General features: G+C 69.5%; 23 protein-coding genes. 10 read left to right on the top strand and 13 right to left on the bottom strand.

Annotated elements, in window-relative coordinates; translation table 11 throughout:
• Window positions 1–1,848, top strand: a complete 1,848-nt coding sequence (locus tag NS283_RS01695) for a DUF2207 family protein (protein ID WP_058595151.1) — start codon at window positions 1–3, stop codon at window positions 1,846–1,848.
• A gap of 2 nt (window positions 1,849–1,850) precedes the next feature.
• Here the strand turns inward: NS283_RS01695 and NS283_RS01690 are convergent, their stop codons facing one another.
• The gene (locus NS283_RS01690) at window positions 1,851–2,516 is read right to left on the bottom strand and encodes an esterase/lipase family protein (protein ID WP_058595150.1); all 666 of its coding nucleotides are present in this window, start codon (window positions 2,514–2,516) and stop codon (window positions 1,851–1,853) included.
• A gap of 141 nt (window positions 2,517–2,657) precedes the next feature.
• On the opposite strand from NS283_RS01690, the gene NS283_RS01685 reads away from it, so the two are divergent.
• A complete protein-coding gene (locus NS283_RS01685; protein WP_058595149.1) occupies window positions 2,658–4,100 on the top strand; it encodes a glycosyltransferase in 1,443 nt (480 codons plus the stop codon).
• A gap of 163 nt (window positions 4,101–4,263) precedes the next feature.
• Here NS283_RS01685 and NS283_RS01680 read toward each other — a convergent pair whose 3' ends face one another.
• Window positions 4,264–4,452 carry a hypothetical protein gene (locus tag NS283_RS01680; RefSeq protein ID WP_058595148.1) on the bottom strand — a complete coding sequence of 63 codons (189 nt, stop codon included), beginning with the start codon at window positions 4,450–4,452 and terminating at the stop codon, window positions 4,264–4,266.
• Between the two features lie 89 nt (window positions 4,453–4,541).
• Window positions 4,542–7,124 (bottom strand): MMPL family transporter, encoded by a 2,583-nt coding sequence (locus NS283_RS01675; RefSeq protein WP_058595147.1) that lies wholly within the window; start codon window positions 7,122–7,124, stop codon window positions 4,542–4,544.
• Window positions 7,125–7,239: 115 nt separating this feature from the next.
• Here NS283_RS01675 and NS283_RS01670 point away from each other — a divergent pair, with 115 nt between their 5' ends.
• From NS283_RS01670 to NS283_RS01655, 4 genes are all read left to right on the top strand, one after another.
• Window positions 7,240–7,812 (top strand): TetR/AcrR family transcriptional regulator, encoded by a 573-nt coding sequence (locus NS283_RS01670; protein WP_058595146.1) that lies wholly within the window; start codon window positions 7,240–7,242, stop codon window positions 7,810–7,812.
• Between the two features lie 88 nt (window positions 7,813–7,900).
• Window positions 7,901–8,536 (top strand): VOC family protein, encoded by a 636-nt coding sequence (locus tag NS283_RS01665; RefSeq protein WP_058595145.1) that lies wholly within the window; start codon window positions 7,901–7,903, stop codon window positions 8,534–8,536.
• Window positions 8,537–8,733: 197 nt separating this feature from the next.
• Window positions 8,734–9,756, top strand: a complete 1,023-nt coding sequence (locus NS283_RS01660; RefSeq protein ID WP_058595144.1) for a TerC family protein — start codon at window positions 8,734–8,736, stop codon at window positions 9,754–9,756.
• Window positions 9,757–9,862: 106 nt separating this feature from the next.
• The gene (locus NS283_RS01655; protein WP_058595143.1) at window positions 9,863–10,828 is read left to right on the top strand and encodes an LLM class F420-dependent oxidoreductase; all 966 of its coding nucleotides are present in this window, start codon (window positions 9,863–9,865) and stop codon (window positions 10,826–10,828) included.
• Window positions 10,829–10,852: 24 nt separating this feature from the next.
• Here the strand turns inward: NS283_RS01655 and NS283_RS18540 are convergent, their stop codons facing one another.
• The 8 genes from NS283_RS18540 to NS283_RS01615 form a co-directional block, all read right to left on the bottom strand.
• Window positions 10,853–11,740, bottom strand: coding sequence for a helix-turn-helix domain-containing protein (locus NS283_RS18540; RefSeq protein WP_058595142.1), 888 nt, complete (start codon window positions 11,738–11,740; stop codon window positions 10,853–10,855).
• Window positions 11,737–13,869 (bottom strand): right-handed parallel beta-helix repeat-containing protein, encoded by a 2,133-nt coding sequence (locus NS283_RS01645; protein WP_058595141.1) that lies wholly within the window; start codon window positions 13,867–13,869, stop codon window positions 11,737–11,739. The genes NS283_RS18540 and NS283_RS01645 overlap by 4 nt, the downstream gene beginning before the upstream one ends.
• Complete coding sequence (locus tag NS283_RS01640; protein ID WP_058595140.1) at window positions 13,859–15,139, bottom strand: glycosyltransferase; 1,281 nt, start codon at window positions 15,137–15,139, stop codon at window positions 13,859–13,861. The genes NS283_RS01645 and NS283_RS01640 overlap by 11 nt, the downstream gene beginning before the upstream one ends.
• 73 nt (window positions 15,140–15,212) lie before the next feature.
• Window positions 15,213–16,214 (bottom strand): hypothetical protein, encoded by a 1,002-nt coding sequence (locus NS283_RS01635; RefSeq protein WP_058595139.1) that lies wholly within the window; start codon window positions 16,212–16,214, stop codon window positions 15,213–15,215.
• Window positions 16,215–16,296: 82 nt separating this feature from the next.
• Window positions 16,297–16,788, bottom strand: coding sequence for an FBP domain-containing protein (locus NS283_RS01630; protein WP_058595138.1), 492 nt, complete (start codon window positions 16,786–16,788; stop codon window positions 16,297–16,299).
• 273 nt (window positions 16,789–17,061) lie between these two features.
• Window positions 17,062–17,439, bottom strand: coding sequence for a PPOX class F420-dependent oxidoreductase (locus NS283_RS01625; protein WP_058595137.1), 378 nt, complete (start codon window positions 17,437–17,439; stop codon window positions 17,062–17,064).
• Window positions 17,433–17,963, bottom strand: a complete 531-nt coding sequence (locus tag NS283_RS01620) for a 2'-5' RNA ligase family protein (protein WP_241492166.1) — start codon at window positions 17,961–17,963, stop codon at window positions 17,433–17,435. The genes NS283_RS01625 and NS283_RS01620 overlap by 7 nt, the downstream gene beginning before the upstream one ends.
• Before the next feature lie 19 nt (window positions 17,964–17,982).
• Window positions 17,983–18,360, bottom strand: coding sequence for a DoxX family protein (locus NS283_RS01615; RefSeq protein WP_058595179.1), 378 nt, complete (start codon window positions 18,358–18,360; stop codon window positions 17,983–17,985).
• A 167-nt stretch (window positions 18,361–18,527) separates the two neighbouring features.
• Here NS283_RS01615 and NS283_RS01610 point away from each other — a divergent pair, with 167 nt between their 5' ends.
• Window positions 18,528–18,821 carry a hypothetical protein gene (locus tag NS283_RS01610; protein WP_058595135.1) on the top strand — a complete coding sequence of 98 codons (294 nt, stop codon included), beginning with the start codon at window positions 18,528–18,530 and terminating at the stop codon, window positions 18,819–18,821.
• 7 nt (window positions 18,822–18,828) lie between these two features.
• On the opposite strand, the gene NS283_RS01605 is transcribed toward NS283_RS01610, so the two are convergent.
• A complete protein-coding gene (locus NS283_RS01605; protein ID WP_058595134.1) occupies window positions 18,829–19,152 on the bottom strand; it encodes a DUF7882 family protein in 324 nt (107 codons plus the stop codon).
• Window positions 19,153–19,342: 190 nt separating this feature from the next.
• Here NS283_RS01605 and NS283_RS01600 point away from each other — a divergent pair, with 190 nt between their 5' ends.
• Window positions 19,343–19,798, top strand: a complete 456-nt coding sequence (locus NS283_RS01600; RefSeq protein WP_081317196.1) for a MarR family winged helix-turn-helix transcriptional regulator — start codon at window positions 19,343–19,345, stop codon at window positions 19,796–19,798.
• A 4-nt stretch (window positions 19,799–19,802) separates the two neighbouring features.
• On the opposite strand, the gene NS283_RS01595 is transcribed toward NS283_RS01600, so the two are convergent.
• Window positions 19,803–20,123 (bottom strand): DUF7882 family protein, encoded by a 321-nt coding sequence (locus NS283_RS01595; RefSeq protein ID WP_058595178.1) that lies wholly within the window; start codon window positions 20,121–20,123, stop codon window positions 19,803–19,805.
• A 156-nt stretch (window positions 20,124–20,279) separates the two neighbouring features.
• Between NS283_RS01595 and NS283_RS01590 the strand changes: the two genes are divergently transcribed.
• Entirely contained in the window at window positions 20,280–21,236 is a 957-nt protein-coding gene (locus tag NS283_RS01590) for a glycoside hydrolase family 6 protein (RefSeq protein ID WP_241490357.1), read from the top strand.
• Window positions 21,237–21,371: 135 nt separating this feature from the next.
• Window positions 21,372–21,869 (top strand): response regulator transcription factor (locus NS283_RS01585; RefSeq protein ID WP_193752610.1); only part of this gene is annotated, 498 nt, incomplete at its 3' end.

Raw genomic sequence — 21,869 nt, 5'->3', positions numbered from 1 at the left:
ATGGATGCCGCTCCGAGCCCCCGACTCCGCCACGCCGCGCTCTCGGCGCTGTTCGTCCTCGCGCTCCTCGCCCTGACGTTCGCGGGTGCGCCGCTCGCTCGCGCCGATGTCGACGACTTCACCTTCGACTCGTTCGACGCCGACATGGTCCTCAGCCGTAGTCCGGACGGACACGCGGCGCTGGAGGTGACGGAGACGATCGTCGCGCGCTTCCCCGACGAGGACCAGAACAAGGGGATCATCCGCGTCATCCCCGACGACTACGACGGGGTCCCTCTGCACACCGAGGTCGTCTCCGTGACCGACGGCAGCGGATCGGCGGTCCCGTACGAGGTCGAGCAGAGCCGACGGGAGGTGCGAGTCCTCACCGGGGACGACACCTACGTGAGGGGAGTGCAGTCCTACGTCATCTCGTACACGCAGCGAGACACCATCCGCGCGTTCGCCGACACCGACGCCGACGAGTTCTACCGCGGGATCAACGGCACGGACGCCGCCCAGCCGTTCGGCGAGGTCACCGCACGGCTGACGGTGGACGCCGAACTGGCGGATGCCGCCCTCGACGGCGCCGCGTCCTGCTACGAGGGCCCGCGGGGCTCCACGACGCGCTGCGACATCGCCGCCTCGGGAGGGGCCGGCGCACCCCTGACCTGGTCCGCTCGCGCGACCGCTCTCGGACCCGGCGAGAACATGACCATCGCCGTCGGGTTCGTCCGGGGCACGTTCGTCCCCGGCGAGGTGTACCGCACTCCGCTCGAGCAGTTCTCGGTCGACAACGCTCCGCTCCTCGGCGGCGTCTCGCTCGGTGCCGTCGGTCTGGGTGCCGCGGGCGTCGCTGCGGCTCTCGTGGCGCGACGGCGGGGACGGGATGCGGCTGGACGAGGGGTGATCGTCCCCGAGTACGGCCCTCCGGACGATGTCGACGTCCTCGAGGGCGCCGAACTCGTCCAGCGGGGACGGGCCGGGGTGCCCGCTGCGATCCTCGACACCGCGATCGCCGGCCATCTCCGCATCATCGACGACCCCGTCGACTCGAAGAAGCTGATCCTCGAACTCGTCGACGCGGAGGATCCCACCCCGCTTCGGCGTGGCATCCTGAACGCGGTCTTCGGCGCCGACGCGCAGCCGGGAGCGCGCGTGACACTCGGCCCTCAGAGCCAGGACGTTGCGATCGCCCTTCAGGCGCTCCCGAAGGCCGCAGCCGCCGAACTGCGGCGGCGAGGGTGGACGGAACCACCCCGGCACGGCCGCTCGGCGCTGGCCGTGGGCCTCTCGATCGGGGCCTTCATCGTCGCGATCGCGACTCTCATCGTCGCCGCCGCGGGCACCTCTACGGCCTGGTGGCAGGTCGCCGCCGTCCCGGCGACGGTGGTGGCCGGCATCCTGACCTTCGTGTTCCTCCGCTACCGGGATCGGGTGACGGATGCCGGAGCCCCGGCCCGTGATCACCTCCGGGGATTGCGCGACTATCTGGCCCTCGCCGAAGCCGACCGCCTGCGCGTCCTGCAGAGCCCGGAGGGCGCGGAACGTCGACCGGTCGACGCGGGCGATCCGACCCAGGTGCTGCACCTCTACGAGCGTCTCCTGCCGTGGGCCGTGGTCTGGGGCGTGGAGAAGGAGTGGGCGGAGGCGCTGGACACGCACGTGCGCGAGACCGGCGACGATCTGCGCTGGTACGGCGGGTCGCACGGCTTCTCGACCGCGGCCTTCGCTTCGACGTTCAGCTCCCTGCAGTCGGCGAGCGCTCCCGCCGCCTCGAGCGGCAGCTCCGGGAGCTTCTCGGGCGGATCTTTCGGGGGCGGCTTCTCCGGGGGCGGGATGAGTGGAGGCAGTGTCGGGGGCCGGTGAGCTCACTCGGCGACGCGGATGACCTCGGCGACCACTCGGGGGTCCGCGAGAACGCGGAAGTGACCTCCCGTGGAAAGACGCACGTTCTTCGCCCCGGCCAGTTCGCTCCCCTCGGGGATGTGCGGATCGAAAGTGCCGTAGATCGAGGTGATGCGGGTGTTCGTGTCCGCCGATGCGGCGAGCGCGCGCATGGTCGCGTCGCCGGATCGGAAGGCGCGCAGCGACGGCGTCGGCATCAGTCGGCTGTAGCGCGAGCCGCCGAAGGGGGTCGCCACGGCCACCATCGCGCGGATGCGCTCTCCCGCGGGGTCGAACGCCATGACGTGCTTGCCGATGAGACCGCCTTTGCTGTGGGCGACGATGACCACGTCCCGGAGATCGCGGGCGATCAGGAGACGGGCGACGCGCTCGGCCGCCTCTGCGACAGGTCGACGATTGCCGCCGAGTTCGGTGACGACGTGGACAGGGTGGCCGCGGTCGTGGAGGGCGCGAGCGAGGGGCTCCAGGAACCTCCATGTCTCGTAGATGCCCGGGAGGAGGAGGATCGGCACGCCCTCGCCCTCGGTGAGCGTTTCCGGGAGACCCCTCCTCCGCACGGCGCGCGCCTGCGCGGAGATGGCGTAGACGTAGTCCCGCACCCACCACAGACCGTTGCGCAGCATCGACATGCGCCCATCCTGCGTCACCGGCGCTGCCCCGGACGGCGGGTTGCGAATCGGCCGCGGACGAGCCTCGGCGGCGCGCGGAGCCGCGAGGTCAGCACGTAGAGTCGCGGGCATGGAGACCCCCGACATCCAGGCCGACGACGCATGACCGCACTCCCCACCGGACGGCAGTTCGTGCTCACATGGGGGATCCCCCGCGACTTCGGAGGGCTGACGGCCGCCCTCCTGCAGCGGTCGCGCCTGTTCGACCGACGAGGCGATGTCCCCGTCCACGTCCTCACCTGCGATGATCGCGAGGATGCCGCCGAGGTCGCGGCAGAGCTGACCCGTCGCGGTGCGCTGTCCGGACGCGTTCGTGTTACGAATCTTTGGGACTGGTTGCGCGAGAACGATCTCCCCGGCCGCCGCGTTCGTGCGGCGGACGGTTTCGATCCCCTGCCGGAGTCGGCCGTCGAGGAGCCGACGGGCGGACTCACCCGGCGTCGCATCCGAGTCGACGCGAACGGAACCGTGCAGCAGATCGACCACCTGCGCGCCGACGGCACGCTGGCCGTGAGCGACCGGCGAGACGTCCCCCGCGCTTCGGGCCGGAGGCGACGCGTCGTGATCGCCTGCGACCCGGACGGCACGCCGCGAGCCGCGTGGAACGGGGTTCGCGAGGTCTACCGTTCATGGTTGGACCACCTGACCGCCGGCGAGCGCTCTTTCCTCCTCGTCGACAGCAAGGCGATGGCGCGCTTCGCCGCGGACTACCGGCGCCCGCACGTCGTCGTGCTGCACATCGTGCACGGCTCTCACCTGACGGACGACGGGACGGCCATCCGCGCGTCCCGCGCCGAGGTGTTCGGCCGGCTCGGTGCGTTCGACGCGGTGGTGTTCTGCACCGAGCGACAGGCGCGGGATGCGCGGCGGCATGCGGGACCCCTCCCCCTCCTGTCCGCGGTGGCGCATCCCGTCACGATCCCGCCGGACGTCGACGTCGCCTCTCCGCGCCGCGGAGCCGTGGTCGTGTCGCGCCTGGCACCCATCAAGCGGGTCGAAGACGCGGTCGACGCGGTGGGTGTGGCGCGGCGCGACCACCCGGGTCTCACGCTCGACGTCTACGGTGACGGTCCGAGCCGCGCGCTCCTCGAGGCGCGCGCCGCCGCGGACTCCGCCATCCACTTCCGAGGCTTTCAGCCCGCGGCCGTCTCCGCCCTGGCCACTGCCTCGGTGCTGCTGATGACGAGCAGGTCGGAGGCGTTCTCGATGGTGGTGGCCGAGGCGATGGCATCCGGCTGTCTGCCCATCGCGTACGACGTGCCCTACGGCCCCCGCGAGCTGATCGACGACGGACGCACCGGCTGGCTCGTGCCGGCTGGGGACGTGGCCGCACTGGCCGACGCCGTGCGACATGCGGCGGACCTCGACGACGCGACGCTGAGCCGGATGCGTCGAGAAGCGATCGCCCGCGCGCGCCTCTACGACGAGAGGGCGATCCTCGACAGGTGGGCGCGCACCCTGCGACGGGCGGCTCGTCGGCATGCGCTCCGCCGCCGCACGTGGCGATTCCGTGAGGTGCTGCGGCGCCGCCTTCGAGTTCGCTGAATCCGGTCCCAAACGCTCCGGATCGGCGTACCGTTCTTCTCACCCAGCCCCGGCATCGCCGGCGCGGATGACGCCCCTTCACCGGCGCGTGCGACGACCCTCGTCCGTCGAGCCTCTCCCCCACCTGGCTCCGGACGAGGGCCGCCGCTCTTCACGCGGGTCGTCAGCGGTCTTCGCCGTAAGCGCGAATGCTCCGCAGGTCGTCCTGCAGGTCCTCACTCGGGAGATCGTCGTCCTCCACGGCGGCATCCGCGGAACGCTGCTCTTGTGCGCCGGCCTTCTTCTCCTCGGGCGCCGCGTCCGTAGCGCCGTCCATGACGGGGGCGTCCTGCGTCTCTTCGCGATCGGTCATCGTCGTCCTCCTCGGAATCGGTGGTCACCGGCATCCTGACGCCCGTCGTCCCCGGTCGTCGGGGGCTTGCGCCGATGACGACGGACTGCTCAGCCGTGATGGGCGGGGTGACGACGCTCAAGCGCGGACCCCTCCACGTCGACGTTGGGGATCACACGGTCGAGCCGCCGCGGCAACCACCACGCGGCTCCACCGAGCACGTGCATGATCGCCGGGACGAGCAGCATGCGCACCAGGAAGGCGTCGAGCAGGACCCCGAGCGCGAGGCCGAGACCGAACGATTTGATGATGACCGCCTCGGAGGTGATGAACCCCGAGAACACGGCGATCATGATGATCGCCGCCGCGGTCACGACCGTGCGGCCCGCGCGGAAACCCTGCGCCACCGCGAGGCGCGGCTTGGCTCCGTGTGCCCATGCCTCGCGCATGCCGGTCGTGAGGAACAGCTGGTAGTCCATCGCGAGACCGAACAGGATGCCGACGAGGATCACGGGCAGGAAGCTCAGGATCGGGCCGGGATTGTGCACCCCGAAGAGGTCGCCCAGCCATCCCCACTGGAACACCGCGGTGACGGCGCCGAAGGTCGCGAACAGCGAGAGCACGAAGCCGCCGGTGGCGATGAGAGGCACGAGCAACGAGCGGAACACCATGACCATGATGAGGAACGACAGGCCCACGACGACGATCAAGTAGACCGGCAGGACGTCGGCCAGGCCTTCGGAGATGTCGATGTTGATGGCGGCGGCGCCCGCGACGCCGAGCTCGATGTCGCCGTTCACCGGCGGCAGCGCGCGCAGGTCGCGGACGAGCTGCTCGGTCGAGACCGCGTTCGGCCCCTCCGTCGGGATGACCTGGAACGCCGCGAGCCTGCGATCGTCCGAGACGGCGACCGGCGCGACCGCGGCGACGTCGTCCTGCGCGAACAGCTCCCGGGCGACCTGGAGCTGCAGGCTTTGCACGTCGGCTTCGGCGGTGCCGTCCGGGAGGGCGGCCGTGATGAGAAGGGGCGCGTTCGATCCCGCGCCGAAGGCCTGCTCGGTCCAGGTGAACGCCTTGTAGCCGGAGGAGTCCTCCGCCTCGGACCCGCCGTCGGGGAGACCGAGACGCATCGACAGCGCGGGAAGGCCGATGACGAGGAGCGCGGCGATCGCGACCACCATGGTCACCACGGCGCGCACGGTCGACATCGGCCGCACCTCGCGGCGGGCCGTCGCCACGGGCGCGGTGTCGACGCGGGCGGCGCGCCCCTCGACATCGAGAGGCGCCACTCGACGGGGCTGACCGTTCTCCCGCGCGGCGACTGCTTTCGCGCGCGCCCTTCTGCTGAGAATCCGCGTGCCGGCGAGCCCGAGCAGCGCCGGGGTCAGCGAGACCGCGATCAGGACGGCCACGAGCACGCTGACGGCACCGGCGGTACCCATCAGTCCGAGGAAGGGGATGCCGGTGATGTTGAGAGCCAGGAGGGCGACGATGACCGTCGATCCGGCGAACACGACGGCATTGCCCGCCGTACCGTTGGCCAGTCCGATCGACTCGATGACGTCAGCACCCTGGAGGAGCTGACGACGGTGGCGGTAGAGGATGAAGAGCGCGTAGTCGATGCCGACGGCGAGCCCCAGCATCACGCCGAGGAAAGGCGTGACGGATGCCATCTGCACGACACCCGAGAACGACAGGGTGGCCATGGCTCCGATCGCGACCCCCACGATCGCCGTCACGATCGGGAACGAGGCGGCGAGGAGGGAACCGAGGACGACGAGCAGGACGACACCGGCGACCGCGATGCCGATGACCTCGCCGACACCGAAGATCTCGGGGATGCCCTGCGAGATCTCGGTGTTGAAGGCGACGTCGACCCCGGAGACACTCGTCGAGAAGTGCTCGACGACCGCTTCCTTCGATGCTTCCGGGAGCTCGAGCCGGGGCTTGTCGAACGACACATTGACGATCGCGGTCGAACCGTCGTCGGAAACGAGGCGGATGGCATCCGCGAAAGACAGGAGTTCGGCACCATCGGCGAGCTGCGTCTCCTGCGCCGCGATCTGCGTGAGCCCGTCGGTCATCTGCGTCTGCTGCTGTTCGAGGGCAGCGCGCTGCTGGTCCAGCTGTGCCTGCTGCTCGTTCAGAGCGTCGAGCTGGGCCTGCTTCTGCACGGCAGGCAGGGGCGCAGCCTCGACCTCTGCGCGCCCGGCGTCGAGCTGCTCCTGTCCGGCGTCGAGCTGCGCCTTCCCCGCGTCGAGCTGCTGCTGTCCCGATTCCGCCTGCGCGCGAGCGTCGGCGAGCTGCTGGCGACCGTCGACGACCTGCTGCCGCTGATCGTCGAGCTGCTGCTGCGTCGAGAAGGGGTCGGTCACCCGCGCGACGTCGGGAAGGTCACCCGCCGACGACACGAGCGCGCTGATCTCGCCCTTCTGCGCGTCGGTGAGAGCCGCTCCGTCGTCGGTGCGGAACACGACCGTGCCGGAGGCCCCGCTGAAGTCCGGCAGCTCGTCCTGGAGGTGGGCGACGACGTCTCCGGATGCCGTCCCGGGAATGTCGAAGCTCGAGCTGAGGCCCCTGAAGCCGATGAGGAAGCCGCCGACCACCAGACCGAGGATGACGGCCCACGCGGCGATCATCGTCCATGCGCGGCGGGCCGCGAAGGTCCCGAGACGATGCAGCAGTTCAGCCATGAAGGGGTTCCTCTCGTGCGGTGCACGAGAGAGCACCGTCGGCTCCGACCAGTCGACGCAAAGATAACACGGACCGTCTCGTCTTTTCTGTTGAGTCTCGTCCAGAATGTGTGTCATGGCTCTTCCGCGCAGTGGCCCCGTCCGAAGCGAGGCCGCCCGTCTGGCGATCCTCGAGGCGGCGGCGGAACTCTTCGCCGAGGGCGGATACGAACACCTCGCGATCGAGGGGATCGCTCGGCGGGCGGGGGTCGGCAAACAGACGATCTACCGCTGGTGGTCGAGCAAGGGCGACGTCATCGCCGAGGCGATCCTCGAGGGCCACCTGCTGGACGGCCGGCGTCATCTCCCCGACACGGGCGATGCCCGCGGCGATCTCGCGGCGTGGCTGGCCGACCTGTTCGCCCTCCGCGCGAGTCCCGACGGCGAGGGGCTCCTCCGATCGTTCGTCGCCGCGGCCGCGGAGAACGCCGAGATCGGGCGACGCCTGCGCGAGGCCATCCTCGCCGCGCCCCTCATGGAGCGCCTGTCGCAGGCGATGGGCGGAACGAGCGGAGCACGCCTCGAGGCGGCCGCAGAGGCCCTGCTCGGCGCGGTGATCCTCCGAGCGCTCAGTCGCGAAGACTTCGACGCCGACGACATGCGCGCCCTCGTCGACGTCGTCACGGGCGGGTCTCACCCACCGCTCTGACGCGAGGACGGTGACGCCGCATGACGTCGCGGATGCGCGAGCGGTGGGAGAGCGGCAGAGTCGAAGAAGCGACCGATCGGAGCACCTCATGTCGACCGACCTCGACCATCTCGTCTTCGCGGGCCCCTCACTCGCTGACGCCATCGACGAGATCGAACGCCTCACCGGAGTTCGCGGCGCCCCCGGCGGCCGCCACACGACGACCGGCACCGCGAACGCGCTCATCGCGCTCACCGTCGACGGCCAGCCCGGTCGCCGCTACCTCGAGATCATCGGACCCGACCCCGACGGTGTCCGCACGGCATCCGAGATTCCCACGTTCGGGATCAGCAGCCTCAGCGCCCCGCGCCTCGCAGGCTTCGCCCTTCGTCCAGACGACCTGGATGCCACCGTCGAACGCCTGCGCAGCCTCGGCGCCGATCCGGGCGACGTGGAGCCGCTCGGGCGCGTGCGCCCGGACGGCGTTCAGCTGTCGTGGCGCTTGACCCGACGCGCCGGCAACGCGTGGGACGGACTCCCTTTCCTCATCGACTGGCAGGACAGCCCTCATCCGGGCCTGGGGGACCTTCCCCGGCTGGAGCTCACCGGCCTCCGCGTCACTGCACCCGCGGGTGACGCGCGCTTCGACGCGTTGACCGCCCTCGGTCTCGACCCGACGGCCGGCTCCGCCGCGCTGCATGTCGACCTGCGCGGCACCCGCGCGGCGACCCTCTCCACCGACTAGCACAGCGCACGGATCGGGGTCCAGCCCCCGCGCGGTCATGTGCGTCCGCTAGAATCGTGCTCAGCAAGGGGAGTACTCCCACCGCGACGTTCTCGTCAATACGGCCACACCATCGTGGACCCGGGACGTCGGCCCATCTCGCCGGGTGGAGGAGACCTTGGTGTCTTGTCGTACACCTATTTCCCTTGGAGGCCTCCATGGGCGTCACCCCGCTCATCTGGATCATCACGATCGCCGTGACGATCGCGTTCTTCGTGTTCGAGTTCTTCGTTCACGTCCGTAAGCCGCACGAGCCGACGATCGGCGAATCCGCCCGGTGGTCCGCGTTCTACATCGGCCTCGCCCTGCTCTTCGGCGTCGGCATCGGCGTGTTCTCGGGCTGGACGTACGGCGGCGAGTACTTTGCCGGGTATCTGACCGAGAAGGCGCTGTCGATCGACAACCTCTTCGTGTTCCTGATCATCATGACCGGGTTCGCGGTGCCCAAGAAGTACCAGCAGAAGGTGCTGATGATCGGCATCGTCATCGCGCTCATCATGCGCGGAGGATTCATCGCCGTCGGCGCGGCTCTCATCGAGAACTTCTCGTGGATCTTCTACCTCTTCGGCGCCCTCCTGCTCTTCCTCGCTTACAAGCAGGCGTTCTCCCACGGCGACAGCGACCCCGCCAACGGCAAGTTCATGCAGTTCGTGCGGCGCATCCTCCCCGTCAGCGAGGAGTACAACGGCGACAAGATGACGGTGCGCAAGGACGGCAAGCGGTTCGTCACGCCCATGCTGCTGGTGATCATCGCCATCGGCTTCATCGACCTCGTCTTCGCCGTCGACTCGATTCCGGCGATCTACGGTCTGACGAAGGAGGCGTACATCGTCTTCACCGCCAACGCCTTCGCCTTGATGGGCCTGCGTCAGCTCTACTTCCTGATCGGCGGTCTGCTGGAGCGTCTGGTCTACCTGGCACAGGGCCTGGCCGTCATCCTCGCGTTCATCGGCGTCAAGCTCGTCTTCCACGCCCTCCACGTCAACGAGGTGCCCTTCATCAACGGCGGTGAGCCGCTGCTGTGGGTGCCGGAGATTCCGATCTGGTTCTCGCTGCTGTTCATCGCCGCGACGGTGGCGGTGGCAACCTGGCTGAGCCTGCGCAAGACGCGCAACGACGCCCAGAAGGCGGATCGAACGACATTCGACGACGAGAAGGTGATCCACGCGCCGGAGGATTGACGCTACGGCAACGGGCCCGCGGCTTACGCCGCGGGCCCGTTGCCGTATCCGATGCCGACGCGCAACCCCGGCGAGCGCGATACGCGTGCGGCCTACCGTGGCCCGCATGACGCGATTCGGGTACACCCTCATGACCGAGCAGAGCGGCCCCCGGGCCCTCATCGATTACGCCGTCGGCGCCGAGCGCGCGGGCTACGACTTCCTGGTCTCCAGCGACCATTACTCCCCCTGGCTCACCAGCCAGGGTCACGCGCCCTACGCCTGGACGGTGCTCGGGGCGGTCGCGCATGCCACCTCGGACGTCGAACTGATGACATACGTGACGTGCCCGACGGTGCGATACCACCCCGCGGTCGTGGCACAGAAGGCGGCGACGCTGCAGCTGCTCTCGGAGGGGCGGTTCACTCTCGGGTTGGGCTCCGGCGAGAACCTCAACGAGCACGTCGTGGGCGAAGGCTGGCCCGCGGTGCACGCCCGCCAGGACATGCTCGTCGAAGCGATCGAGATCATCCGCGCCCTCCACACCGGCGACCTCGTGACCTACGACGGCGAGTACTTCCGCGTCGATTCGGCCCGCGTGTGGGACGCCCCCGAGGGCGGAGTCCCGATCGGGGTCGCGGTCTCGGGCGAGCACTCGATCGAGCGCTTCGCGCCGCTGGGCGATCACCTCATCACGACCGAGCCCGACGGGGACATCGTCAAGGGGTGGGACCAGCACCACGAGGGCGAGTCCCGCAAGATCGGGCAGATCCCGATCAGCTGGGATCCTGACCGGGATGCCGCTGTCGCCCGCGCTCACGACCAGTTCCGCTGGTTCGCCGGAGGGTGGGCTGTCAACGCCGACCTCCCGACACCCGCCGGCTTCGCGGGGGCCTCGCAGTTCGTGCGTCCCGAGGATGTCGCCGACTCGATCGCGTGCGGTCCCGACCTCGACGAGCTCGCGGAGAGCGTGCGCCCGTTCATCGATGCGGGGTTCACCGATATCGCGATCGTGCAGGTCGGAGACGAACAGCAGCAGCGGTTCGTCGACGAGATCGCCGCCCCTCTTCTCGAGAAGCTGCGCGCGCTCTAGGCCCGGCGGCGCCGGGCGCATCCGTCAGCGCGGGGTGTGCCCGGTCTCCCGCACCCACTGGTCCAGTCGCCACGACGGGATGCGGAAGACCCGCGCGACGTCGGCGAGCGCGTACCCGCCCTCGACGACGGAGGCCACAGCGAACTCCTGGAGCGAGCGGAAATCCCGTCCGGCCAATGCGCCGGTCCGCAGATCCGAGAAGGTCCGCGGGGCCGCGTTCGTCGCGGAGCCGGGAGCCGCGAAGACGTAGGCGGAGTTCTCCCGCATGCCGTGGGCGAGCGCGTAGTCGTGGGCACGGGTGGCAGCGGACGTGGCCGCTCGGTGCGCAAGCACGGCCGGCGCGGGAACGGGCTCCGGGGGAAGCGGCTCGGATGCCGGCTCGACGACCGGAGGGACAACGACGTCGGCCTGCACGGATGCCTGGGTCATCCACGGCGCCGGCGGAAGCGGACCGCCCCAGACTTTCTCGGTCGGCGCGAACGGCGGAGCGGTCGGAGCGGCCGTCGGCGCGGGAGAGCGGTGCTCCACGTCCGGCACGGTGGCGTCGTCGGCCGTGCCACCCGAGGCGCTCACCCAGGGGGCCGGAGGAAGCTCCCCTCCCCAGACGACCTCGCTCGGCACGACGTAGGGGCTGAGCGGCTCGGCATCCGCTCCGTCATCCCGCACCTCTGTCGCGTGTGCGAAGAGGTCGGCGAGGGCGATCTCGAAGGTCTCGGCGAGCGCCAGGAGAGTCGCCAACGACGGGGCCGTCCGACCGGACTCCACTCCGCGAAGACGCGACTCCGACAGGCCCGACTCGAACGCCAGGTCGCTCAGCGAGATCCCTCGACCGCGCCGAAGCATCCTGACTCGATCGGCGAGCGCGCGGAGCACGTCGTCGAGCCGGTCATCCGCTTCGAGGTGATCGCTCATCGTTGCTCCTTCACCGGGGGTGCGTGCATCAGAAGGGCATCGTCCACCCATTGCTGCAGACGCCACTGCTGGATCCGGAACAGCCGCGAGATGGTGGGCACCGAGTACCCTCCCTCGATCACGGCAGCGATGGCGAACTCGCGGAGCGAGGCGAAGGTCCGTCCCTCGAGGGCCCCCGTGCGGAGGTCCGCAAACGACCGCGGTCGCGCCGTCGCGGGAGCGCGTGGCGCCCGCGGACGCGGGGGAACGCCGTGCGGGGCATCGCGCATCGGGCCGCCGCTCTCGCCGCCCGATTCCGCGGAGGCCGCGGCGGGGGCCATCGCGGCCACGGGTACAGGCACACCGGCGGGCGCGGTGACGGTCTCCGCCGCCGGGAGCGCGCGATACGCGGCGACCTGCTCCTCGCCGTGCCGGAGCAGCGCTTCGCGGAGCAACTCGCGCAGCCGCTGGTGCTCCCGACGCCGCCTCCACAGCACCGGCAGCCCGATCGCGGGGATGAGGAGGACGAGCGCCCACATCCACATCATCGGGTGCTCGTTCATCCAGCCGACCCACGCCCATTGGAACGTCCAGCCGCTCTCGTCGTTGTCGGCCTGCATCGTGCGCGAGTCGGACCACATCGCGACGGCGTCCTGACCGACGCCGTGGAACGTGTTACCCGTGATGTCCGCACGGGCTCCGTCTGCCAGCTCGATCGCGGAGCCGGTGGTCACGCTCAGATCGTTACCGCTCATCACGACCGAGGCGCCCGTGAGTTCGGTGGCGATCCGTCGTCCGACGATGCGCGAGTCCGAGACCTTGGCATCCGTGATCCGACCGTTGATGTCGAGACCACGCAGCTCGCTCGACGAGAGGTCGGCGTTCGTCACCGACAGCCCGGTGGAGGGTCCTTCGACGAGGACGGCGGTCCGGGTCTCGTCGACGGTGGACTGGTGGATCTCGGTGTCATCCGTCGAGATCACGCGCACGCCGCCGTCGCGGTTGTCCTGGACGCGCGAGTCGGTCAGCGTGAATCCGGTCGACGGCGTCAGCCCGTAGCCACCCGTCGTCGGCCCGTCCGCGAGGGCGGACCCATCGACTCGAACACCCCAGCCGGCTGCGCCTTCGACGGTCACGTCGCTCAGAGTGAGCGCGCGCGACTGGCGCGAGAGCGAGATGCCGTCCGAACCGGAATCGCGGACCGTGGTGCGGTCCACCCGGAAGTCGTGACCGCCGTTGGTGAATTCCAAGCCCGTCAGCGTCGAGTCGGTGATCGTGGAGTCGAACACGCCGACCCCGGTGCTCTCCGATGCGAACAGACCGTAATGGAGTCCGGTCATCGTCGAGTTCTCGAGCCGGGCACCGGCGTCCACCGTCCCGCTGCCCGTGATGGCGAGCCCCCCGGTGCGCCCGCTCCAATACCCGAGGTCCGAGAAGTCGGTGTACGACGAGGCCAGGATGCCGTCTCGAACGCGCACGTACGCTCGGCCGTCCGACTCGTCGGTGTCGGGGGCGGCGTTCGAGTCGTCCCACGACGTGATGCGCAACGGCGATCCTTCGAGACCGCCGAACAGCAGATGCCCGCCCCAGCCGACGATGCTCGTACTGCCCGCCGGGGAGCTCGTCATCCGCAGCGTCGAGCCCGGGGCGACGAGGTCGAGCTCGGCTCCGGAACGGACGACGACGTTGCGTAGCAGGGTGAAGGTCGTCGCGTCGTCCTGGCGTGCCGCGCCGAGGGCGACGAGGTCGGCGAGCGAGTATCCCGTCGGCTGACCGTTCTTCGCGCCCAGCACGACGGTGTTCCAGGTGTCGATCAGAGCCGGATCGGTACTCCCGAGCGCGGCGACGGCGGACAGACGCGTGTCCTCGGCTGCCACGCGATCAGCCGGTGTCTGGGGCGCCGCAGCGTCGGGGGCACCTTCCGCGGCGCTCTCGGTGGGGTCGGGCACCGGTCCCACCACGGCGGTGCTCGACCGCGCATCATTGCTCAGCCAGGGCAGGAACGTTCCCGTGTGGATGAAGTTGCCCGCGAGAATGACCCCCGCCACGAGGACGACCACGGCGACCACCATGACGACCCGCGCGACGCCGCGGAACGCGAAGTGGCTGTCCCCGCGTTCGTGGGCGGTGATCCCTCCCTCATCGGTCACGGGTCACCTCCGTCGTCTGCGGCACGAGCCCGAGGCTCTCGGCGGACTGCCCCTCGCCACCGAGGCTCGCCTCCGTCTGCCCCTCGCCACCCTGGGTGTCGGCCGATCGTGTCAGCCACCCCTGCTTGTTCATGGTGAACAAGGCGTAGACCTTGATCGGGAGCGAGATGAAGATGATGACGAGCGTGACGAGCGGCAGCAGGACGATGTCCTCGGGACGCCGCCACAGGTGCGACATCCCGCGGATGCCGCGACCGACGAACAGCCAGACGACCGCGAGGCCGAGCCCCAGCAGGGGATGCTCCGCGCGCGCGGCCAGAGCCACGTACGCCAGAGCGACGAACATCGTGAACGGCGTCAGCAGGATCTGCATCATCGTGATCTGCGAGATCAGCGGCACCTTGAAGACCCAGCCGTGGCGGATGGCCGTGAGATAGCAGCGGAAGGAGTTGCGACTCCACCGGACGCGTTGCTTGACGAACGCGCGGAACGTCCCGGGGAACATCGAAAGGGCGCGTGCGCTGTCCTGGTGGGCGACGCGGAAGCCCTGCGAGAGCACCAGCCAGGTCATACGACCGTCGTCGCCCGCGACGCACTCCTTGCCGAGGAAGATCTCGTGCTCGAGGTCCTCCACCCGAGGCTGGATCACCGAGGTGCGATAGGCGGCGGTCCGACCGGACGCGCAGATGATGCCGCCGAAGCGGCCCATCGCGGGGGCGTAGTCGGTGTAGCGCAGGTCGATGATCCAGTCCGCCACGCGCCGCCATACGCTGGACTTCGGCAGGTAGACGTTCTGGCGCGTGCTCACCGCTCCGACCGCGGGGTCGATGAACGGCATCTGGACGGCATCCAGCATCCCGTCCTCCCACGCGGTGTCGGAGTCGACGAAGAGGGTGAGTTCGGTGTCGACCATGCGGATGCCGACCCCCAGCGCCGAACGCTTCCCCCGGTGATGGAACATCACGACATCGACCGTCGGCAGAGCGAGTGCCTCGATTCGGGTCTGCGCCTCCACGTCGGCCACGTCGAGAACGATGATGATGCGGGAGGGACCCTGCCGGACCCACGTCTGCAGGCACCGCAGAAGCACATCGGGATCCTCGTGGAACGAGGGGACCACAACGGTGGTCGTCGTCCGGTAGAGGTTCTTCACGGGACGCGCGGTCGCGGCGAGGATCTTCCGGACGAGCCAGAAACCCCACGAGACGATGCCGAGGTAGCCGAATGGCAGCACCCACATCAGCTGCTCGCCGAAGGACGCGTTGGCCATCACTCTCCCCCTCGCGCGTCGGGTAACGCGACTGGATGTCCGGGGGAAGACACTGAAGGGTACCGCGAGAAGCTCACCGGCAGGGAATGTTGGCCAGGGACGCGCCCGCCGTGACGCTGTTGTCGCAGGAGACGATGTTGCCCGCCGACCGGGCGTCGCCGACGACATGCACGCCGAATCCGCCCGCTCCCGACTGCAGGCTGCTCGCCGTCACCGTGTTCTCCGCGCCCCACGGCGGAAGGATGACGTGCACGGAGACCGCGTCCACCGGCCCCGTGACGGTGGTGTCGTCGATCGTCCAGCCGTTGCCCTTCAGGTCGACCGCGCTGTCGACCACGGCATCCGGACCCACCGTCAGGACGGAGGCGCGGACGACTCCCCCGGTCGTACCCTCCTTGACGTCGAGCGCCTCCGCGGTGGTGCCGCGCACCTCGATCCGCTCGAACACGTTGCGGTCACTGCGGTCAGGCTCGCACGAGGTGTAGCGGCACCAGTTCGACTGCGCCGAGCCGACGTACACGCCCTCTCCGTACTTCGGGTCGGTGAGCCCGGTGCGCTCGACCACGATGTCGTGCACGAGGTTGTCGCTGCTCGCGGACCGCAGGTGCAGCCCCTCCTGTCCGACGCCGGAGATGTTCAGTCCAGACAGTTCGGTGTGGGAGGCGGCATCCAGGACCACTCCCTTCTGCCCGCCGCGCACGCTCAGATCCTGCACGTGCCAGAACGACGCGCCGTCGAGGTGGAGCGCGTACCCGTCCTCCGTGCCACCCGCGTCGATGACCGAGCCGGATGAGCCGCACAGGACGATCGGCCTCTCCGTCGTCCCCGCCTTCGATACGACGAACCGCCCGGAGTATGTTGTGGGCGACAGCTGGAGCACATCGCCCGGGACGGCGGCATCCAGCGCGCTCTGCAGGGCGTCTGCCCCCGGAGGCACCTCGACGGCCCCGGCCTGGCAGGGGGCGGTTGCCGGAGGGAGGGATGCCGTCGATGCGGGCGCGCACGCCGTCACCGCTGCGCCCGCCACGGCGATCGCGACGAGGAGCGCGATCGGGCGGGGGACGGCGCGAGACATCGCGTCGAGTATCGCAGTCCGCGGGTCGATGCGCCCGCACCCCCGCCGCCGAGCTTGTGCGGCGGCAGGGGCATCGGTGTCCTCAGGCTCCGTCGCGCAGGTCGCGGAAGAAGCTGTCGACGTGCGCGCGCAGACCCTCGATGCGGCGGTCCCGTGCGGCCGCGGCATCGTGCCCGAGGTACGCCGGAGGATCGAGACGCCGGACGTTCCGCGAGCACTCGAAGTTCGCGCAGAGCAGGGTGCCCACGGTGTTTCCCGCGCGGCCCGCCTTGCCCGCGCGCCGAGCGGCGAAGAAGACGACGTCGTTGGGCAGCGTCACGTCGGCGCACCAGGAGCACTGCGGACGTGACCGCGTGGGCTGCTCGGCCTGGCGCAGCTGCAGACCGACCGGCTTTCCGTCGATCTCGGCGACGACGAACCCGAGGAGGGGCGTCTTGGGGTCGCGCCAACCGAAATAGTCCAAGCGGTCCCAGTCGTTCCCGTCGAGATCGGTGGGGATGACCAGGGCGCTGCGTTCGCGCGTCGAGACATTGACGAACGAAGAGCGTACGGAGGCAGGGGTGAGAGCGTGCATGAAGGAATCCCGTCGATGGGCTGCGCGACCATCGGCCGTGCAGCAGAATGCCGCGCGCAGCAGTGCTGCGCGCGAGCGGAGCCCGGCCGCCCGAGGGGGGCGGTGGGCGGAAGGGCGCGACCCGAGATGTCGGGCCCGCGCCGGCGCCGGTCAGCCGGCGAGAGAAACGGCGCGGTCGGCGCCTCTGCCGCCGGCGTTTCGCACGCCGACGACCCCCTCACGCCCGGTGGGCATCGACGAGGAGACGGGGGACATGTCTCCAGGGTACGCCGCTCAGGCGCGGAACGGCTGAGAGCCGAGGACGCGCTCGACGGTCATCTCGAGCACGACGCGCTCGGGATTGACGCGCGGCTGGCGGTAACGCGCCGCGTACAGCTCGACGGCGTGTGCGACCGCCTCGGGGTCGTCGGTGACGCGTGCCGGACCCTCGAAGCTGATCCATCGAGCCCCGTCGACGGAGCACACCGCCGCGCGGCCGCTGCGCTCGGCGTTGACGAACTTCTGCGTCCCACGGGATCCGATGATCCGCACCACGCCGTCCTCGTAGGTGAACCCGACGGGCACGGCGTGGATCCTCCCCCGTCGCCCCACGGTCGACAGCGTCGCGAGGTGGTACTCGCGGAGGAAGGAGAGCGCATCGTCGGTCAGCACGGTTCCAGGGTGCCACGTCCGGCTATGTGCGTGATGGTGCGATCAGCGGCATCCCAGCGCCGCAGGCACGTCGCCCGCACGGACAGCTCGCCGCCACCGGCTGCGGCCACGACGGTCAACGCCTCGGAGAGATGCTCGAGAGGAACGCGGCGCGCGAGAGTGACGTGGGGCGTCCATGCGCCCGGAGCGGTGTGATCGTCCTCCTCGATCGCTCCCGCTTCGGCGTGGACGGCGGCATGCAGGCGCAGCAGGGCCGCCGACGGAACGACCGAACGGGCGAGCACTCGGCTCCGTCCCCGGCCGAAAAGCACGGGAGCCCCGAGCGTCAGGCCCAGGGGCAGCCCGTCCTCGAACGTCGAACCGTCGATCTCGTTCAGGGAGGAGCGCACCAGCATCGTCACGTGCGGGCGATTGCTCGCGCCGGTGTGCTGCGCCTGACTGGGCAAGCCGGCCGCGAGCAGGGCGTCCCACTCGCGTCGCACCGCGGCATCCGATGATTGGTCGAAGGTGAGCTCGAGGCTCACGACGGACTTCATACGTATGTCAGCGCGTAGACCACCACGCCGCGGCCACGAGCGCGGGCTGGAAGAACAGACGCGTGAAGCGCTTGCGGTCCGTGTCGAGCCCGAAGGCCGAGCGCCGCTTTCGCCACTGATCGACGTTCCCGGGGAAGATCGCGATGAAGAAGGCCGCAAGAGCCGCGCCGATCCGCCGACGTTCCCGCGGAAGAGCGATCAGGGCGAGACCGAAGCCCGCTTCGACGACTCCGGATGCCACGACCACCAGGTCGCGATCGAGGGGAAGCCGTTCCACGAGAGCGTCGGGCACCTGGGCCTGGAAGTCGCGACGCGCAAACGTCAGGTGCGAGGCGCCGGCGAAGATCATGGCCGCTGCGAGCGTCCACCGTACGAGCGATTTCATGACCTCACCGTAGGCTCCGCCGCTCACGTCGAACGCGGGCTTGACGGGCGGGCGCGCGGCGGGGTGAACCGTCACCGGCGCCTACGCGAGGAGGTCGGTTCGCGCAACCCCCGGCCTCCGCCCGCAGGACGGCGTTTGACTGTGACCACCAGCGGGAGGAGGAGCGCATGACCATCACGGAGATGCCGCCGGCGGCGACCGATGACGCGGATGCCGACACCCTCCTCACGCGCGCCTCAGCGGGAGACCGTGACGCCTTCGGCGCGTTCTACGACCTCACTGCTCCCCGCATCCATGCCGTGCTTCTGGTCCTGACGCGGAATGCGACACGGTCCGCGCTGCTTCTCGAAGAGGTGTACGTCGAGGCGTGGGAGCACGTCGTGGCGCGGGGCGTCCCGCGGTGCCCGGCGTGGGAGTGGGTGTCGCTGATCGCGCGCCGTCGCGCCGTCGCTTCGATCTGACCAGGACCTACGCGGGCAGTGGGGCGGACCGTTCCGTCGCACCGATGTCGACGGTCAGTCCGCCGGACGAGTTCGCCGAGTTGGCGTACAACTGGAGCAGAGACGGATCGAGCATCTCGGGCTCACTATCGCCGAAGACGAAACGCAGCGGGATCGAGGGCTGGAGCCAGATCGTGCTCCGTCCCACGGTCTCGCCTTCGGGATGCCGCCACGAGAGGGTGAAGCTCTCCCCCCGTCGGAGCTTCGTCGCGATCACGACTTTGACGTGCGCCAACACGCGGTCCGGCATCTGGATGGGGTCCGCGGAGGACCCGTAGAACAAGGAGCCCATCGCGGGCCTCCTTCCAGAGTTCGTCGTAACAAAAATTTTACTAGATTCCCTAACTATCTCCTAGCACGAAGAGTGACTTTTCCACGTCCCGAAATGAACTATCCGCTATCCCGCGAGATCCATAGGCATGCGTGATTCTCGTTTGCCTAACTAGACTGTGCGATCGGGCGGTCTGGGCGACAGGAGAACGATGACAATCGTGGAGAACGACGACCCTTCGACGGTTGCCGCCCGCGCCGTCGAGCGTCTGCGCCTGGCCGAGGCACGCCTCGCCCGTCGACGCCAGACCGATTGCGGCCCGAGCGAGAACGCCCGGGCAGCGATGAGGTTGATCCTCGAGCGCGCCGATGACGGACAGACGGTGACGCCGACGGAGATCGCTCAGGCGCTCGGGGTGTCGACCGCATCGGTGACAGGGATGCTCGACCGGCTCCACGCCGGCGGTCTGATCGGGTTCATCGCGAACCCGGACGACCGGCGCAGCAAGTTCGTCGTGCCCTTCGATCGATCCGTCGACGCCGACGCCATCGATCCCGTCACCGCGCGAATCCGAGAGTTCGCTCTCACTCTCCCGGCGGACGCGGCCGACCACATCGCGACATTCCTCGACCAGGTGCGCGAGGTCGTCGACGCCGAATGCAGCTGAAGCGTTAGGCCGAGCGAGCCTCGGGCGAATCCGGCTCCGGTTCGGCTATCACCGTCAATCCGTTCGCCGAGCTCGCTTCATGCATGAGCTCGTCGATCCAGCGGCGGTTCAGCTGCGGCGCTCGACTGCCGTAGAAGTGGAAGACGAGCGGAATCGACGGGTGAATCCAGAGCGTCCGCGTCCCGCTTCCGTCCCCGACCGGGAAATGGAACATGAAAGGCTCTCCGCGGCGCAGCTTGTTCATGAACACCATGCGCAAGTGGGAAAGCGTTCGGTCCTCGATGTCGAAGGAATGACCCAACGCGTTGTAAACCAGTTTTCCCACGAATAAAGAGTACATGTCGACCATTGATTAATTACCCGCGAAGGAACGCCGCCCTCGACGAACCCATGCTCGGATAGAGTCCACTGCGTGGGGAGAGCGCATCGTCCGAGCCGGCAGCGCCGTCGCATTCCTCGGGTCGTTTTCCTGGTGGGTGCCGTGGTGGTCGTCGTCGCGCTCATCGCCGCGATAGCCGTGGTGGGGAACCTCGTGTCCTCGCTCTTCCAGACCCTCGCCGCCCGTCCACCCGCCGTCGACACGCGCATCGTCGCCCCGGATGAGTCGAAGGCCGCGAAAGCCGCCGGCGATGCCTCGGCCACGCCCGAGGAATCCGCCGCCGCCACGTGGCTCGCCGCTCAGCCCACGACGTACTGGCTGACCCCCGAGATCGACCCCGTCGACGAGGTCTGGGACCGCGTCGCACATCTCGCCTCCGAGGCGCGGGATCAGGATGCCGCGCTCTCTGTCGCCGTATACGGACTGCCGGACCGTGACTGCGGCAATCACTCGGCCGGCGGACTCGACCCCGACGCCTACCGCGACTGGACCTCGCGGATCGGCGATGCGCTTCGCAACGCACCCGACGTACAGAAGATCGTGATCCTCGAGCCCGACAGCATCGCACTGTCGTCCTCGTGCGGTTCCCAAGGAGACCGCGCGAGCTACCTCAGGACCGCCGTGGAGAACATCCGCGGAACGAACACCTGGATCTACCTCGACGGCGGGCACTCCGCGTGGCATCCGGTCGACGAGATGGCCTCGTTGATCTCGGCCACGGGACTCATCGGCGACGTGCGCGGGGTGGCGCTGAACGTGTCGAACTATCAGGACACCGCCGCGGAGTTCGCTTACGCGCATGCCCTCTCCGAGCGCCTCGGGGGAACCCACGCGGTCATCGACACCTCCCGCAACGGCGCCGGCCCGGCCGGTTCCGAGTGGTGCAACCCTGCGGGACGGCTCGTCGGGCCGGCGGGCGGCTCCTTCGGCGACGGAGTCGTCGACACGACCCTGTGGATCAAGCCCCCCGGCGAGAGCGATGGCGAATGCAACGGAGGACCTCCCGCGGGCACCTGGTGGCCCGCCGCCGCTGTCGAACTCACGCGTGAGAGCCGCTGACACCACCCATCGAACGGCCCCCGGGCCACCCAGGGGCCCGCGAAAGTGTGTAAAGATGTGGCTCGGTCCGTGTGGCCGCCGCGTCTCGGGGGAGAACGTGGGCACGTTTTCGTGCGAACCAGAAGAGTGGGTGCGATGAGCGACAGCACGGAGATGCTGAAGACGGCCGTGATCGTGGAAGACGATCCGGATATCCGTCATCTCCTCGTCGAGGTCTTGGAAGCGGCCGGTTTCTCGACGGTCTCCGTCGGCAACGGCATCGACGGGGTTCGCGCCGTCATCGCCTATCAGCCCCTCATCACCACTCTCGACGTCAACATGCCGGGCATCGACGGCTTCGAAGCCGCGCGACGGATCCGGGCGCAGAGCGACACGTACATCATCATGCTGACCGGGCTCGAGGAGGAGGCCGACGTCGTCCTCGGACTCGGCGCCGGTGCCGACGAGTACGTCGTGAAACCGTTCCGACCGCGCGAGCTGCGCGCGCGCATCGAGGCGCTTCTGCGCCGGCCCCGCGCCGCCGGGACCGCTGGTGCCGCCCCGCGACAGGACAGCGTGGGCCCGTCCTTCCCGGCAGCACGCCCGGCCGAACAGCAGGCACCCGCGGCCGTCCCGCCGACGGCTCCCCCACCC

The organism is Microbacterium testaceum (genome assembly GCF_001476285.1).
Taxonomy (GTDB): Bacteria; Actinomycetota; Actinomycetes; order Actinomycetales; family Microbacteriaceae; genus Microbacterium; species Microbacterium testaceum_B.
The sequence above is the reverse complement of the archived record's forward strand: the minus strand, read 5'-3'. Positions and strand labels throughout refer to the sequence as shown.

Bases quoted from the DNA above. Each gene is read 5' to 3' on its own strand.
- NS283_RS01695 (WP_058595151.1), top strand. From the start codon at position 1: ATGGATGCCGCTCCGAGCCCCCGACTCCGCCACGCCGCGCTCTCGGCG.
- NS283_RS01690 (WP_058595150.1), bottom strand. From the start codon at position 2,516: ATGTCGATGCTGCGCAACGGTCTGTGGTGGGTGCGGGACTACGTCTAC.
- NS283_RS01685 (WP_058595149.1), top strand. From the start codon at position 2,658: ATGACCGCACTCCCCACCGGACGGCAGTTCGTGCTCACATGGGGGATC.
- NS283_RS01680 (WP_058595148.1), bottom strand. From the start codon at position 4,452: ATGACCGATCGCGAAGAGACGCAGGACGCCCCCGTCATGGACGGCGCT.
- NS283_RS01675 (WP_058595147.1), bottom strand. From the start codon at position 7,124: ATGGCTGAACTGCTGCATCGTCTCGGGACCTTCGCGGCCCGCCGCGCA.
- NS283_RS01670 (WP_058595146.1), top strand. From the start codon at position 7,240: ATGGCTCTTCCGCGCAGTGGCCCCGTCCGAAGCGAGGCCGCCCGTCTG.
- NS283_RS01665 (WP_058595145.1), top strand. From the start codon at position 7,901: ATGTCGACCGACCTCGACCATCTCGTCTTCGCGGGCCCCTCACTCGCT.
- NS283_RS01660 (WP_058595144.1), top strand. From the start codon at position 8,734: ATGGGCGTCACCCCGCTCATCTGGATCATCACGATCGCCGTGACGATC.
- NS283_RS01655 (WP_058595143.1), top strand. From the start codon at position 9,863: ATGACGCGATTCGGGTACACCCTCATGACCGAGCAGAGCGGCCCCCGG.
- NS283_RS18540 (WP_058595142.1), bottom strand. From the start codon at position 11,740: ATGAGCGATCACCTCGAAGCGGATGACCGGCTCGACGACGTGCTCCGC.
- NS283_RS01640 (WP_058595140.1), bottom strand. From the start codon at position 15,139: ATGGCCAACGCGTCCTTCGGCGAGCAGCTGATGTGGGTGCTGCCATTC.
- NS283_RS01635 (WP_058595139.1), bottom strand. From the start codon at position 16,214: ATGTCTCGCGCCGTCCCCCGCCCGATCGCGCTCCTCGTCGCGATCGCC.
- NS283_RS01630 (WP_058595138.1), bottom strand. From the start codon at position 16,788: ATGCACGCTCTCACCCCTGCCTCCGTACGCTCTTCGTTCGTCAATGTC.
- NS283_RS01615 (WP_058595179.1), bottom strand. From the start codon at position 18,360: ATGAAATCGCTCGTACGGTGGACGCTCGCAGCGGCCATGATCTTCGCC.
- NS283_RS01610 (WP_058595135.1), top strand. From the start codon at position 18,528: ATGACCATCACGGAGATGCCGCCGGCGGCGACCGATGACGCGGATGCC.
- NS283_RS01605 (WP_058595134.1), bottom strand. From the start codon at position 19,152: ATGGGCTCCTTGTTCTACGGGTCCTCCGCGGACCCCATCCAGATGCCG.
- NS283_RS01600 (WP_081317196.1), top strand. From the start codon at position 19,343: ATGACAATCGTGGAGAACGACGACCCTTCGACGGTTGCCGCCCGCGCC.